The 13,055-nt window shown below is 71.6% G+C and carries 14 protein-coding genes and 3 pseudogenes; 8 read left to right on the top strand and 9 right to left on the bottom strand.

Annotated features, from left to right (window positions below):
* The 4 genes from EAO75_RS37210 to EAO75_RS37195 all read left to right on the top strand — a co-directional run.
* Positions 1-454 (top strand): ABC-2 family transporter protein (locus EAO75_RS37210; protein WP_187284741.1); only part of this gene is annotated, 454 nt, incomplete at its 5' end.
* Positions 447-1,268, top strand: coding sequence for an ABC transporter permease (locus EAO75_RS37205; protein ID WP_147999527.1), 822 nt, complete (start codon positions 447-449; stop codon positions 1,266-1,268). The genes EAO75_RS37210 and EAO75_RS37205, both read left to right, overlap by 8 nt.
* Before the next feature lie 9 nt (positions 1,269-1,277).
* Entirely contained in the window at positions 1,278-2,279 is a 1,002-nt protein-coding gene (locus EAO75_RS37200) for an ATP-binding cassette domain-containing protein (RefSeq protein WP_410092627.1), read from the top strand.
* 32 nt (positions 2,280-2,311) lie between these two features.
* Positions 2,312-3,148, top strand: coding sequence for a DUF1707 domain-containing protein (locus EAO75_RS37195; RefSeq protein WP_147999526.1), 837 nt, complete (start codon positions 2,312-2,314; stop codon positions 3,146-3,148).
* A gap of 58 nt (positions 3,149-3,206) precedes the next feature.
* On the opposite strand, the gene EAO75_RS37190 is transcribed toward EAO75_RS37195, so the two are convergent.
* Positions 3,207-4,544: an SGNH/GDSL hydrolase family protein gene (locus tag EAO75_RS37190; protein ID WP_147999525.1), complete on the bottom strand. Its 1,338-nt coding sequence runs from the start codon at positions 4,542-4,544 to the stop codon at positions 3,207-3,209.
* A gap of 232 nt (positions 4,545-4,776) precedes the next feature.
* Here EAO75_RS37190 and EAO75_RS37185 point away from each other — a divergent pair.
* A pseudogene (locus tag EAO75_RS37185) lies at positions 4,777-5,691 on the top strand (DUF445 domain-containing protein); the annotation flags it as partial.
* A gap of 42 nt (positions 5,692-5,733) precedes the next feature.
* Here the strand turns inward: EAO75_RS37185 and EAO75_RS37180 are convergent.
* Positions 5,734-6,102: pseudogene (locus EAO75_RS37180) on the bottom strand (DUF445 family protein); the annotation flags it as partial.
* Between EAO75_RS37180 and EAO75_RS37175 the strand changes: the two are divergent.
* Positions 6,008-6,460, top strand: a pseudogene (locus EAO75_RS37175) (DUF445 family protein); the annotation flags it as partial. The pseudogenes EAO75_RS37180 and EAO75_RS37175 sit on opposite strands and share 95 nt — an antisense overlap.
* A gap of 66 nt (positions 6,461-6,526) precedes the next feature.
* On the opposite strand, the gene EAO75_RS37170 reads toward EAO75_RS37175, so the two are convergent.
* On the bottom strand, positions 6,527-7,981 hold the full coding sequence (locus EAO75_RS37170; RefSeq protein ID WP_148000506.1) for an alginate lyase family protein: 1,455 nt from the start codon (positions 7,979-7,981) through the stop codon (positions 6,527-6,529).
* Positions 7,982-8,152: 171 nt separating this feature from the next.
* Between EAO75_RS37170 and EAO75_RS37165 the strand changes: the two genes are divergently transcribed.
* Positions 8,153-8,545 (top strand): VOC family protein, encoded by a 393-nt coding sequence (locus EAO75_RS37165; protein WP_147999524.1) that lies wholly within the window; start codon positions 8,153-8,155, stop codon positions 8,543-8,545.
* 40 nt (positions 8,546-8,585) lie between these two features.
* Here EAO75_RS37165 and EAO75_RS37160 read toward each other — a convergent pair whose 3' ends face one another.
* From EAO75_RS37160 to EAO75_RS46230, 6 genes are all read right to left on the bottom strand, one after another.
* The gene (locus tag EAO75_RS37160; protein WP_147999523.1) at positions 8,586-8,888 is read right to left on the bottom strand and encodes a hypothetical protein; all 303 of its coding nucleotides are present in this window, start codon (positions 8,886-8,888) and stop codon (positions 8,586-8,588) included.
* Between the two features lie 52 nt (positions 8,889-8,940).
* Positions 8,941-9,438, bottom strand: coding sequence for a hypothetical protein (locus EAO75_RS37155; RefSeq protein ID WP_147999522.1), 498 nt, complete (start codon positions 9,436-9,438; stop codon positions 8,941-8,943).
* Positions 9,439-9,563: 125 nt separating this feature from the next.
* Positions 9,564-10,421, bottom strand: coding sequence for an LLM class flavin-dependent oxidoreductase (locus tag EAO75_RS37150; RefSeq protein ID WP_147999521.1), 858 nt, complete (start codon positions 10,419-10,421; stop codon positions 9,564-9,566).
* Between the two features lie 168 nt (positions 10,422-10,589).
* Entirely contained in the window at positions 10,590-11,126 is a 537-nt protein-coding gene (locus tag EAO75_RS37145; RefSeq protein ID WP_147999520.1) for a hypothetical protein, read from the bottom strand.
* A 55-nt stretch (positions 11,127-11,181) separates the two neighbouring features.
* Positions 11,182-11,409 carry a hypothetical protein gene (locus EAO75_RS37140; protein WP_147999519.1) on the bottom strand — a complete coding sequence of 76 codons (228 nt, stop codon included), beginning with the start codon at positions 11,407-11,409 and terminating at the stop codon, positions 11,182-11,184.
* A 74-nt stretch (positions 11,410-11,483) separates the two neighbouring features.
* A complete protein-coding gene (locus tag EAO75_RS46230) occupies positions 11,484-12,503 on the bottom strand; it encodes a DUF6585 family protein (RefSeq protein WP_187284740.1) in 1,020 nt (339 codons plus the stop codon).
* Positions 12,504-12,611: 108 nt separating this feature from the next.
* Here EAO75_RS46230 and EAO75_RS46770 point away from each other — a divergent pair.
* Positions 12,612-13,055: hypothetical protein (locus tag EAO75_RS46770; RefSeq protein ID WP_222724017.1), on the top strand; the 444-nt coding region annotated here is incomplete at its 3' end.

The following is a 13,055-nucleotide window of genomic DNA, read 5'->3' as shown; positions in this document are numbered from 1 at the left end:
GGCGCTGTTCCAGATGCTGGGGCGGGGCGTGGTCCCGTTCCTGTTCGGCGCGCTGTTCTTCCCGATGGCGCTGCCYACGGACGCCACCCTCTGGGCAGCCTTCGTGGTGACGCTGCTGCTGGCGGCGGTCGTCAGCTTCGCGATCCGCTATCTGGCGGCCCTGAGCGTGTTCTGGCTCCTGGACGGCATGGGCGTCAACCAGGCCCTGATGATCACCGGGATCTTCTTCTCGGGCATGGTGCTGCCGCTGAACGCCTTCCCGGGCGTGTTCGGCGAGATCGTCCGGGCGCTTCCGTGGGCGGCGCAGATCCAGATGCCGGCGGACGTGCTGATGGGGGAGACCGCGCCGCTCGGGGCGTTCGCCTTCCAGGCGGTGTGGGCGGTGGTGCTGCTGGCCGCGGGGCGGCTCCTGCAATCGGCGGCGACGCGGCGGGTGGTGGTGCAGGGTGGCTGAGCGCGGCGCACTGCTCGAAGGGCTGCGGGCCTACCGGCTGATCGCCGGGATGTGGGTGCGCTCCAGCATGACCTACCGCACCTCCTTCGCCGTCACGGTGCTCGGCAACCTGCTGGTGACCGGCCTGGACTTCGTGGCGATCCTGCTGATGTTCTCGCAGGTGGACACCCTGGGCGGCTGGTCGCTGCCCGAGATCGCCCTGCTGTACGGCCTGTCGGCGACCGCGTTCGGGATCGCCGACCTGGTGCTGGGCTCGATGGACGTCCTGGGCGCCCGGATCCGCGACGGCTCCTTCGACACGCTGCTGGTGCGACCCGCCCCGGTGCTCGCGCAGGTCGGCGCCGATCACTTCGCGCTGCGCCGCCTCGGCCGGATCACGCAGGGCGCGCTGGTCCTGGGCTGGGCGCTGATGTCGGCCGACATCGACTGGACGCCCGCGAAGGTGCTGCTGGTGCCGGTGATGCTGATCAGCGGGGCGGCGATCTTCTCGGCGCTGTTCGTGGCGGGCGCGTCCTTCCAGATACTCGCGCAGGACGCCGCCGAGGTGCAGAACGCGTTCACGTACGGCGGGACCACGCTGCTTCAGTACCCGCCCACCGTGTTCGGCAAGGACCTGGTGCGCGGAGTGACCTTCATGCTGCCGCTCGCCTTCGTCAACTGGGTGCCCGCCGCCTACGTGTTGGACCGGCCGTACCCGATCGAGCTGCCCGACTGGACGGCCTTCGCCTCGCCCCTGGTGGCGGCGGTGTGCTGTGCGCTGGCCGGTCTGGCGTGGCGGGCCGGGCTGCGGTCGTATCGGAGTACGGGGAGTTAGGGGCAGGCGATGGCGGACATGGACGAGGCGTTCATCGAGCTCGACGGCGTCGAGAAGGTCTTCGACGTGCGCAGGAAGACCGGTTTCCTCAAGCGGGAGCGGCGGCAGGTGCGGGCCGTCGACTCGATCTCCTTTCGCGTGGCACGCGGCGAGATGGTCGGGTACATCGGGCCGAACGGCGCCGGCAAGTCGACGACGATCAAGATGCTGACCGGCATCCTGACCCCGAGCGGCGGCCGGCTGCGGGTCGCCGGCATCGACCCTTCCCGTGAGCGGACCCGGCTCGCGCACCGCATCGGGGTGGTGTTCGGGCAGCGTACGACGCTGTGGTGGGACCTGCCGCTGATCGACTCGTACAAGCTGATGCACCGTATGTACCGCATCCCGGACGGCCGCTACCGCGAGAACCTCGACCGGCTGGTGGAACTCCTCGACCTGGACGCCCTGTTGGACGTCCCGGTACGCCAGCTCTCCCTCGGCCAGCGGATGCGCGGCGACATCGCGGCGGCGCTCCTGCACGATCCCGAAGTGCTGTACCTGGACGAGCCGACGATCGGGCTCGACGTGATCTCCAAGGCCAGGGTCCGTGATTTCCTGCGGGAGTTGAACACCGAGCGCGGCACGACGGTGCTGCTGACCACACACGACCTCCAGGACATCGAGCAGTTGTGCTCACGGGTGATGGTCATCGACCACGGGCGGCTGATGTACGACGGTCCGCTCGCCGGGCTGCACGAGGTGGGCGACAGCGAGCGGACCCTGGTGGTCGACCTGGAGCGGGAGCTGCCGCCGATCGAGGCCGCGCCCGCGCGCGTGGTGAAGGTCGAGGGGCCGCGGCAGTGGCTGGCGTTTCCGGCGGCCGAGTCGGCGGCGGTGCTGGTGGCGCGGATCGCCGCGGAGTATCCGCTGGTGGATCTGTCGGTGCGGGAGCCCGACATCGAGGCCGTGATCGCGAAAATGTACGCGGAGCAGGCCGACGGGGCGGGGCGGGCCGAGCGGGCGATCTCGTAGCCCCGGGGCGGGGTTGCTCGTAGGCTGCATACATGAGCGACGCCGTGCCTTCTGGGGGGACACCCCCCAGGCCCCCCGGACCGGAGCTGCGTGCCTCCGACGCCGATCGTGAACGAGTCGCCGAGGTCCTGCGGGACGCCCTCGCGGAGGGGCGCCTCGACATGGAGGAGTTCGAGGAACGCCTCGACGCGACGTACAAGGCGCGCACCTACGGGGACCTGGCGCCGATCACCCGGGATCTGCCGGACGGCGTCGTGGCGGTGCCGAAGGTCGACATGGTCAAGAAGTCAGGTGCCCTGCTGGGGAGTTGGGGTGAGCGGATCGTCGGCGGCGAGGGGTCGTCGACGTGGGGTGTCGCCGTGATGTCGGGGTTCCAGCGCAAGGGGCGGTGGACCGCGCCGAAGCGGTTCAACTGCTTCGCCTTCTGGGGTGGCGGGGAGATCGATCTGCGGGAGGCGAACTTCGCGGACCGGGAGATCGAGATCAACTGCGTCGCGATCATGGGCGGGGTCGAGGTCATCGTGCCGCCCGGGGTCGAGGTCGAGGTGCGTGGGATCGGGATCATGGGGGGTTTCGACCAGCGTGAGGACGGGGCGCCCGGGGATCCCGGGGCGCCCCGCGTGATCGTGACCGGGTTCGCCTTCTGGGGCGGGGTCGGGGTGGAGCGGAAGCTGACGCGGGCGCAGAAGCAGGAGCTTCGCGAGGAGCGGCGGCGGGAGAAGCTGGAGCGGCGCGGGGAGCGGGGAGAGCTGCGGGCGGCTGAGCGGGACGAGGCGTACGACACGCATCGGCGGATGCTCGAGGAGCACCGAGACCATCTGCGCCATGGGCACGCTTGGGAACGGGCGCGGGAGCGGGACGAGGACTGAGCGTGGGTCGAGGGGGCCCACAGCTGGGGCGGCGTGAGCGCCCCAGCCGGGTCTGCCCCTACAGCTCCGCCGGAGCCGCGCCCTTCAGGTTCTGCAGGTCGAAGGACTCCGCCATCCGTTCGTAGCCCTTGTCGCTCGGGTGGAGGTGATCGCCCGAGTCGTAGTCGGGGCGGAACTTGCGGGGGTTGTACGGGTCCCGCAGGGCCTCGTCGAAGTCGGCCACCGCGTCGAAGACCTTGCCGGCACGGATCTCGGCGTTGATCTGCTGTCGTACGTTCTCGCGGTCGTCCGTGTAGCCGCGGTGGCCCTGGAAGGGCATCAGGGTCGCGCCGACGACCTTGATGCCGCGGGCGTGGGCCTGGCGGACCAGGGCGCGCAGGCCGTCGAGGATGCGGTCGGGGTCGGCGAGGTTCGGGTTGCGCAGGATGTCGTTGACGCCGAGGGCGATGACGACGACCTTGACGTTCGTACGGGAGAGGACGTCGCGGCGGAAGCGGCCGACGCCCGCCTGGTTGTCCGCGGGGCGCCCGGAGCCGCTGGCGAGGATCTGGTTGCCGCTGATGCCCTGGTTGACGACGCTGTAGCGCGGCACGTTCTCGCCGGCCGCGACCGCGGCGCGCAGCCGGCGCGACAGGACGTCCGTCCAGCGACGGTTGGCGTTCTCGGTGGACGTGATGCCGTCGGTCAGCGAGTCGCCGAAGACCACGACGGTGCCGTCGGAGTCGTGGCTGAGCACGTCCAGCGCGGTCACATAGCGCCAGACCCCGGTCCGCCCGGTGTACGCCGCCCCGGTCGCGTCCTCGGCGACGTCGCCCTGGGCGAGGAAGCTGATCTGGCGGGCGTGCGGGTGGAAGGTGACCGGGCCGGACGGAGTGGGGGAGTAGGTGGTGACCAGGACGTCGGCGTCGCCCGGGATCACGAGCCGCACGACGTCGCTGAGCACCTGCTGGCCGGGCGGGATGACGACCCGGGGGTTGCCCGCGAAGGTCAGCCGCCGCATGGTGTCCGCGACGGCGGCCGCGGTGCCGGCGGAGGCCGACACGGCGATCGACGCGTGCGTGATCGTCAGCGCCGACTGGCCGTACAGGTTGGACAGCGTGATCCGGGCACTCGTACCGCCGACGCTGGTGTGCACGACGTTGCGCACCGAGCTGCCCGCCATGCCCCGTACCTCGGTGCCGGCCTCGGCGCCGACCGGGGAGGCGGACCAGGCGCCGACCCAGATGCCGGTGGAGGCGGGGGCGGCGGGGCCGCGCTGGGTGCCTTGCTTGGTGGGGGTGCTCTTGCCGGTGGCGCTTCCGCTGTCGGAGGCGACCCCGACGTATATGGCGGCGGACACCGCCACGATCAGGGCGATGAGCGCGGATAGCAGGGCATAACCGTTTCGCCTGGTCATGCGGTGCGTTCTCCTCGGGCGGAATGGGAGCCCGAGGCTCCGATGTGATCACCTCATGATGCGTCATGAGGCAGAGGGGAGTTGCACTGACCCCCCATTGGGCCGCCGGAGTTCATCCGGACTTCGCCATCGACCTCCCCCCATCGGACAGACGCCGGGAACTCTTGATTCGTTCCAGGAGTCGGTCAGGAAGGGACAATGTGTGCGGGGGATCCTGGACGGGTGGAGCGGAATGGAACGTACTAATCCGGATGAAACGGGAACACGTGACGTAGAGCAGCATGCCCGGCAGGGCCCCGCCGATAACCGGCGCGTCCCCGCATCGGCCGTACGTGCGATGACGACGTTCACGGCGGCCGACGAGGAGAAGCAGGCGGGCGTCCGGCGGATGAAGCTCACCGCGACCGGGCTGCTGCTCTTCGTGGCGCTGGTGTACGTCCTTGCCAAGGTGGCCTCGAACCAGGGCGCCGGGGAATGGGCGAACTACGTCGCCGCGGCCGCCGAGGCCGGCATGGTCGGCGCGCTCGCCGACTGGTTCGCCGTCACGGCCCTGTTCCGCCACCCCCTCGGCCTGCCCATCCCGCACACCGCGATCATCCCGACCAAGAAGGACCAGCTGGGCGTCTCGCTGGGAGAGTTCGTCGGCGAGAACTTCCTCTCCCAGGACGTCGTACGGCAGCGTCTGCGCGCCGTCGGCATCGGCAGCCGCCTCGGCGCCTGGCTGGCCGAGCCCGAGCACGCCGACCGGGTCACGGCGGAGCTGTCGGCGGCGCTCAGAGGCGCGCTGACGGTCCTGCGCGACAGCGACGTCCAGGCGGTGGTGGGGGAGGCGATCACCCGGCGGGCCGACGCCCAGGAGATCGCGCCCGGCATAGGAAAGATGCTGGAGAAGATCGTCGCCGACGGCGGCCACAAGCGCTTCGTCGACCTGATCGTCGCGAAGGCACAGAGCTGGCTGATCCTGCACGACGACGAGATCATGTACGCCGTCCAGGGCGGCGCCCCCGGCTGGACCCCCAGGTTCGTCGACCGCAGGATCGGCGAGCGGGTCTACAAGGAGCTGCTCCGCTYCGCCACCGGCATCACGGCCCTCGCCGGCGGCCTCCTCCTGCTCCGCCGCCGCGACCGCGCCCGGCCCGAGTCCCGGTAGGGGCCACGCACCCCGGTCCCGGCTCCCACCACGAGGGGGCTACGCCCCCAGCCCCCGCGACACCGTGTAGATCAGCAGTCCGGCGAGCGAGCCCACCACGGTGCCGTTGATGCGGATGAACTGCAGGTCGCGGCCGATGTGCGCCTCGATCTTCTTCGTCGTGTGCTCGGCGTCCCAGCCCGCCACGGTGTCCGTGATCAGGGAGGTGATCTCCTTGCGGTAGGTGGAGACGACGTACACCGCCGCGCCCTCCACCCAGCTGTCGACCTTGGCCRGCGCCGCCCTCGACCGCTTCCTCACCGACTTCGCCTCCGACCTCCAGTCCGACACGGAGACACGCGCGCGCGTCGAGCGGCTCAAGGGCGAGGTGCTGGGCCGCGGCGAGGTGCAGGACCTGATCGCCTCCGCGTGGACCGCCGTACGCTCGATGATCGTCTCGGCGGCCGAGGACGAGCGCAGCGAGCTGCGCTTGCGGGTACGCGCCTCGCTGCTGTCGCTGGGCTCGCGGATGGCGGTCGAGCCGCGGCTGCAGGCCAAGGTCGACAGCTGGGTGGAGGGCGCGGCGGTGTACGTCGTCTCCACCTACCGCAAGGAGATCACCTCCCTGATCACGGACACCGTGGCGGGCTGGGACGCCGAGCACACGACGAAGAAGATCGAGGCGCACATCGGCCGCGACCTGCAGTTCATCCGCATCAACGGCACCGTGGTGGGCTCGCTCGCCGGACTGCTGATCTACACGGTGTCGCGGGGGCTGGGGGCGTAGCCCGGAGGGGTCCCGACCGGTCCCGGCTCCCCTCGTGGTGGGAGCCGGGACCGGGGTGCGTGGCCCCTACCGGGACTCGGGCCGGGCGCGGTCGCGGCGGCGGAGCAGGAGGAGGCCGCCGGCGAGGGCCGTGATGCCGGTGGCGGCGGTCCAGCCGATGATCTGGTTCGAGCCGGTGGCGGCGAGGTCGGTGCCGGCGGCGGCCGAGGCGGACGCGGAGGGCGAGGTGGTGGCCTGCGTCTGCGGTCGCGGATCCGACCCGGTGCCGGCCGATCCGGCTGCCGACGGCGATGCCGATGCCGATGGCGATGCCGACGGGCCGGCGGCGTCGCGCTTGTCCCGCGTGAACGCCAGCGTGCCGAAGCCGAGTTGGTCGTACCCGCCGCTGTTGGGCCCGTAGTCCCCGCCGCCGCCCTCCGGCGCGGACTTCGCGGCCATCCGCGTGAGGTACGACGCCGACAGGCCACGGCGCTTGGTGTAGTGGTTGGCGATCATCGCCCAGATCGGGCGGGTCATCGCCGGGTCCACGGGCGCGGCCTCGCTGACGGTCTCCGACCCGGACCAGCCGTTGATCGCGCCCTTGCGGCGGGTGTTCGCGGTGAACGGCACCTCCCCGCCCATGGCCCACTTGGCGACGTACTGGGCGCCCTTGAGGAAGCGGCTGTCGTCGTAGCCGTACAGGTCGACGCCCTGGTTCCAGGCCATCTCGCAGAAGGTGCCCATCAGGCCGACGCCGAGCAGCGCGTGGCCCTGGTCGCGGCCGGCCTCCAGCCATTCGGCGAGTCCGTCGTCGTGCACGACGGGGATGGCGTTGCGGAGGGAGCCGAGGCCCTCGCCGTGCTTGAAGTAGTCGACGGCGCGGGCGACCTGGGCCCTGTCGTCGCAGAAGATGCCGGTCGCAAGGACGCAGCACATGGCGGTGAGGTCCCAGTTGGTCCAGTAGTTGCTGACCACGGCGTCGTTGTGCTTGACGAGGAAGCTGTCGCTGAGCGGCGCGAAGACGCCGGTGAGCATCTCCTGGAACCGGTCGAGCTCGAAGTCGGGGTGGTCGCGGACGAGTTCGGCGGCATTGGCGATCTGGTAGCCGTACAGTCCGGCGGCCAGGAAGCGGTCGGCGTTGCCACCGAGGCCGGTCAGCTTCGCCGACCAGGCGTTGAGGATCGCCACGGCGGTGTCGAGATGCGCGCTGTCCCCGCTGACGTGGCCGCGCAGGGCGTTCTGGTAGGCGGCGTGGACGTCGTTGTAGAGGATCCCGTAGTTCTGCCCGGCGCCTCCCCGGATGATGGTCGCCTGCGGGTTGGCCGTCCAGCCGCTCTGCGCGTGCCGGTTGGCGGTGAGCTTGGCGAACCCGGCCGTGTAGGGGGCGGCGCCGGCCTTCACCTTGGCGGCCATACGGTCCAGGTCGGCGCGGGTGTGCAGGAGGCCGGGGTGCGCGTAGGAGCCGGACGCCACGGCGGGCGTGGGCGTCACGGCCGTACCGATGCCGACGGCTCCGGCTGCCGCGCCCGCGGCCTTGAGCATGCTCCGGCGGCTGATCTGTCGTGTCACGTCGTCAATTCCTCGCGTGCCTACGGCTGGGGACGGTGAGGAGACGGAGCGAGACTGCGGGGGATAACAAAAACTCCGGACAGCGAACAGCGAACAGCGAACAGCGAACAGCGAACAGCGAACAGGGAGCAGGGAGCCGCATCGATGACCATTCGCCGGATCGTCCCCAACGTGCACGCCGGGTCGCAGGAAGCGATCGCCACGAACCGTGACTTCTACGGCCTGCTCGGCTTCGAGGAAGTCATGACTCTATTTTCTGGGGGAAACCCCCAGACCCCCGAGGCCTGGGTGATGACCATGGCGTCCCCCGCCAACCCCACCGCCCAGATCAGCTTCATCACCGAGGAACGCACCGCCCCCGTCGTCCCCGACCTGAGCGTGGAGGTCGAGGACGTCGACGCCGTGTACGCGCAGGTGCTGGCGTCGGGCGCGGAGATCGTACGGGAGCTGCGGGACGAGGAGTGGGGCGTACGGCGGTTCTTCGTACGGGATCCGGGCGGGCAGGTGGTGAATGTGCTGACGCATCGGCCCGCCTAGCGCAGGCCGGTACGAGACGGCGCTCGGGACCGGCCGGGCGTCAGCCGTTGCGGTCCGCCACCGCCCACGAGGCCAGCGCCACCGCGCCCGCCACGCCGAGGACTGCCGGCCACGCGCCCACCTTCTTGGCCAGCGGGTGCGAGCCGGCGAAGGCGGCGACATACGCGGCGGTCAGTGCCCCCGCCGCCTTGCCGCCCGCCTGCTGCCGCCACTGCTCTGCGGCGGTTGCCCCCGCGACGGCCAGCACGGCGCCGCCGAGCTGCCGGTTCCCGGTCCAGCGGGCCACGCCGTACCCGCCGACGAGCCCGCCCGCCGCGACCACCGCGCTCGGAACCTTCGCCATGTTGCCTCCCACCAGTGCTGCCGGGCCTCGGCCGGGCCCTGGAGAACCGAGGCTAACCGGCCCCGCCCCCGCGCAACTGCGCCCGGGCCCGCAGCTCCGACACATACCCCGCGCCGATGGCGCACCCGGCGGCGGTGAGGGCGAGGGCCAGTACGGCCGGATTGACGTACCCGGGCACGTCACCGGTGTCGTAACTCCCGCCGTCGCTCGTCTCGCAGACGAACCCGAGCGGGACGTACGTGACCGTGTGGCCGGTGATCTCGATGCCCTGCTGGTGCCGCTCCCACCAGCCCGCCGTACGGCAGGACTGCGGCGGCGCCGAGTCGGTGCCGCCGTCCTCGGCCACCATGACCGCGCCGCAGACGCCGAGCAGGCCCCAGGCGTACAGGGCACATGCCCCGGCGCCCGCCAGGGCCGCGAGCCCGCGCAGCGCGCCGGGGGTGCCCGTATGCCGGGCGCGCCGGTCGGCCAGGGTGCGGCTGCCGTAGCCGGCCAGACCCACCGCGGTGATCACGGCGATCAGGACGAACAGCAGGAGAAGCAGAAACACCTGGCCTCCAAGCCGGGGGCGACGACGGGTGCGCCGAGTCCAACAGGGCCCGGCGCACCCGGCTGTGGTGGAGCCCACAGTTCCGGCAACAGGGGCGTCACAGGATCGGCGTCACCGACCGGCCGTCACAGGATGTCGGCCAGGCGGTCCACCTGGTCCGGGTCGAGGCCGTAGCAGTAGAGCATGACCTCGTCGGCGCCGAGGTCGGCGAAGGCGGTGAGCGCGGCGCGGATCTCGGCGGGGGTGGTGAGCAGGCCGGCGGTCATGCGGTCGGGTGTGCCGGTGAAGGCGTAGTACGCGTGCATGCGGGCACGGGCGTCGTCGATGACCTGCTGCGGGCCGAGGGCGACGTTCACCTGGGCCACCAGCCGGGGCGCTCCGTCGCGGCCGTACTCCTTCCAGAACCCGCGGACGGTGTCGAACAGGCCGCCCGCCCAGGAGGGCGGCGCCGCCGCGAGAAAGCCGCTGCCCCAGCGGGCGACGCGTGCGAGGGCGGCGGGCTTGAAGCCGCCGAAGAGGACCTCCGGGCCGCCGATACGGGCGGGCACCGGGCCGACGGGGCCGATGCCGTCGCCGTAGGGCTCGCCGTGCCACAGGCGGCACATCAACGCCATCTGTTCGTCCAGGCGCCGGCCCCGGGTGCGCAGGTCGACGCCGGCGACCCGGTGGTCGTCCTCGCGGCCGCCGATGCCCAGGCCGAGGACGAGCCGCCCGTCGGTCATCCGGTCCAGGGTGGCGGCCTGCTTGGCCAGCAGGGCGGTGTCGCGCAGCGGGGCGAGCAGGACCTCGGTCTGGACGCGGACGCGGGTGGTGGCGCCCGCGAGGACGGCCAGGGCGACCAGCGGCTCGGGGTTGTCGAAGACGAGCCGGTCGAGCAGACCGACTGTGCTGAAGGGACCGGCGTCGGCACGCCGGGCCCAGGTGAGCAGGGCGGCCGGGTCGCCGATGGGCAGACCGATACCGACGCTCGTGGGGACGTTCATGAAAGGGCCTTCCGAGAAGAGGGGTCGACAAGGTCAGCTGCCGCCCCCTCCTGCACCTCAGCGAGGTGGGACGCTCCCGCTCTGCGGCGTGTTTCCGGGGGAACGTCTCGTCGAAGTCGGCTCACCGTACGGCGGGCCGACCGCAGGCGACAAACGATTTTCCCCGCGTCAGGGCCGCCGTACGTCACCGAAGCCGCAGGTGCACAGCGTGACAATGCCCGTCCAGTACGCGGTCGTTCGGCCCTGGGAGACGCTGTGCGTGGTCTTCCGCTCCCGGCGGTTCGGCTTGCCGCAGCGCGGACAGGGCCCGCTGACCGGGTCGCCCCAGGGGGTGGCAGGATCCAGCCGTATCGCCACGGGGACCATCAGCACCGCGCAGAGCCCGGCGAGTCCGAACCCGATCCCGCGCAGGACCGAGTCGCTCGACTCGCTGCGGTCGACCATCTCCTCGTACGAGAACGAGCCACCGCCTCCGCGGTTCGAATAGATGACGCATGTGTCGCCACGTGCCATGGTCTTGTCGTCGCAGGTGGGCGGCTCGTTCGGGTCCCCGCCGACGGTGAGGGCCAGCAGCAGTCCGATCCCGCCCACCACCGCCAGAGCGGTCAGTGCGGTGATCCGGCTGCGGCCGCTTCGGCGCCGCTCGCGATCGGCTCTGGCCTTGCCGATCAGTACGTTCGTCATGTTGCTGCCGGGCGTGCTCACTTGTTCCTCCGTGTCCTGTCGGTCATGTGTCGTGCGTCTTCGGTCGTGCGTCTCGTCAGCGGCGGGAGGCGATGATCAGGAGCAGCACCACGATCCCCAGGGCGATCAGGCAGCCGCTGCCGCCACCGGAGGACCCCTTGCGGAACTCGACCATTCCGCCGGGGACGATGTGCGGATGACGGTGGGCGTAGTGCGTCTCGATCGCCTGCTCGCCCTGGGACTCGCTCCCCCAGGCGGTGCGGTGCCCGCACTCACCGCATCGGTATCGGTAGCTGTCGGCCATGCCGGAATCTCCTTCTGTGCCAGGTGGGTTGGGTGTTTGTGTTCTGAAATCGCCCTGCAACAAGGGGCCGTACGTCAGTCGTCGTCCCGTTCGGCGGCGGTGAGGTGCTGGACGAGGGCGCGCAGGACGCAGAGGTTCGGGATCCCGGACGTGACGGATCCCCACACCTGCCACCGGCCGGCGGTGCGCACGGCGACGGAACCCTTGAGGACCTCGATCCGCTGGACCTGCGCCCAGCGCAGCGTGGTCCCCCGGGAGCCGAGCTCGGCCCTGGTGATCCACACCGGGCCGAAGACGAGGCGCTCACCCCGGGTCAGCGCGACCAGCGCCCGCGGTACCTGGGCGTCGGCGACGGACCGGTGGATCTCCGGTCCCCACTCCTGCGGATCGCCGAAGTCGCCGCAGCGCAGCACGATCCGCTCACCGTCGACGCCGACGAGCACATGGGCGCGGGTGAGGCCCTGCGGGGACAGGACCCGGCGCCTGCGCACCACCGTGGTGTCGTACCGGACGACATGGATCCGCCCGTCGACGGTGACCGTCAGGCCGTGCTCGTACAGGTCCAGCCGTGCGCCGACCCCTTCGCTGCCGCTACCGCAGTCGACTCGCAGCAGGCGACGCAGGCCCGCGAGAGCGGCCCACTGGCGGCCCGGTTCGGCGCGCTGTGGCTGAAGGGCGGACGCGCGGTGCGTGGATGGCGGGTGTGCGGACGCGCTGTGCGCGGAGGCCCTGTGCGTGGGCGCCCGGTGCGCGGACGTCCGGTGCGTGGACGTCCGGTGCGTGGGCGCCCGATAGGTGGCGCGTCGCCTGCCGAGGCGTGCCAGGCCCGCGGCCTCGGAGACCCGCGCCAGCAACAAGGCGTCGGCGCGTTCGTGCACACGGTCCCGGTGGGTGCCGTCGCCCACGCGGTCCTGCCGGGTTCCCTGGTCCGGGCGGTCCTGGTGGGGCGCGTCGTCGAGGTGGTCCTGGTGGGTTCTGTCGCCCAGGCGGTCTCGGTGTGTGCCGTCGTCGGGGTGGTCCTGGTGGGTTCCCTGGTCCGGGCGGTCCTGGTGGGTCCCGGCGTCGGGGTGGTCCCGGTGGGTCCCGTCGCCCACGCGGCCTCGGTGAGTGGCCTCGTCCGGTCGGTCCCCGCGAGTCCCGTCGCTGGCGCGGCCACGCAGCGTTTCCCCGTCCGCCCGGTCCTGGTGAGTTCCCTCGTCCGGTTGCTGACGATGGCTCCGGTCGTCCGCCCGGTCCCGGCGAGTTCCCTCGTCCGGTTGCTCACGATGGCTCCCGTCGTCCGCCCGGTCCTGGTGAGTTCCTTCGTCCGGTTGCTGAGGATGGCTCCGGTCGTCCGCCCGGTCCCGGCGAGTTCCCTCGTCCGGTTGCTGAGGATGGCTCCGGTCGTCCGCCCGCTCCTGGTGAGTTCCTTCGTCCGGTTGCTGAGGATGGCTCCGGTCGTCCGCCCGGTCCCGGCGAGTTCCCTCGTCCGGTTGCTCGCGATGGCTCCGGTCGTCCGCCCGCTCCTGGTGAGTTCCCTCGTCCGGTTGCTGACGACGGCTTCCGTCGTCCGCCCGGTCCGGGTGAGTTCCCTCGTCCGGTTGCTGACGATGGCTCCCGTCGCCCGCCCGCTCCCGGTCGGTCCCCCCGTCCGCCCCGTCCCAGCG

Origin of the sequence: Streptomyces sp. UW30 (assembly GCF_008042075.1) — a bacterium.
Taxonomy (GTDB): Bacteria; Actinomycetota; Actinomycetes; order Streptomycetales; family Streptomycetaceae; genus Streptomyces.
The sequence above is the reverse complement of the archived record's forward strand: the minus strand, read 5'-3'. Positions and strand labels throughout refer to the sequence as shown.

Excerpts from the sequence above, each read along its gene's own strand:
- EAO75_RS37160 (WP_147999523.1), bottom strand. The coding sequence starts at position 8,888 with ATGGCGAAGGTTCCGAGCGCGGTGGTCGCGGCGGGCGGGCTCGTCGGC.
- EAO75_RS37150 (WP_147999521.1), bottom strand. The coding sequence starts at position 10,421 with ATGAACGTCCCCACGAGCGTCGGTATCGGTCTGCCCATCGGCGACCCG.
- EAO75_RS37200 (WP_410092627.1), top strand. The coding sequence starts at position 1,278 with ATGGCGGACATGGACGAGGCGTTCATCGAGCTCGACGGCGTCGAGAAG.
- EAO75_RS37140 (WP_147999519.1), bottom strand. The coding sequence starts at position 11,409 with ATGGCCGACAGCTACCGATACCGATGCGGTGAGTGCGGGCACCGCACC.
- EAO75_RS37190 (WP_147999525.1), bottom strand. The coding sequence starts at position 4,544 with ATGACCAGGCGAAACGGTTATGCCCTGCTATCCGCGCTCATCGCCCTG.
- EAO75_RS37195 (WP_147999526.1), top strand. The coding sequence starts at position 2,312 with ATGAGCGACGCCGTGCCTTCTGGGGGGACACCCCCCAGGCCCCCCGGA.
- EAO75_RS37165 (WP_147999524.1), top strand. The coding sequence starts at position 8,153 with ATGACCATTCGCCGGATCGTCCCCAACGTGCACGCCGGGTCGCAGGAA.
- EAO75_RS37170 (WP_148000506.1), bottom strand. The coding sequence starts at position 7,981 with ATGCTCAAGGCCGCGGGCGCGGCAGCCGGAGCCGTCGGCATCGGTACG.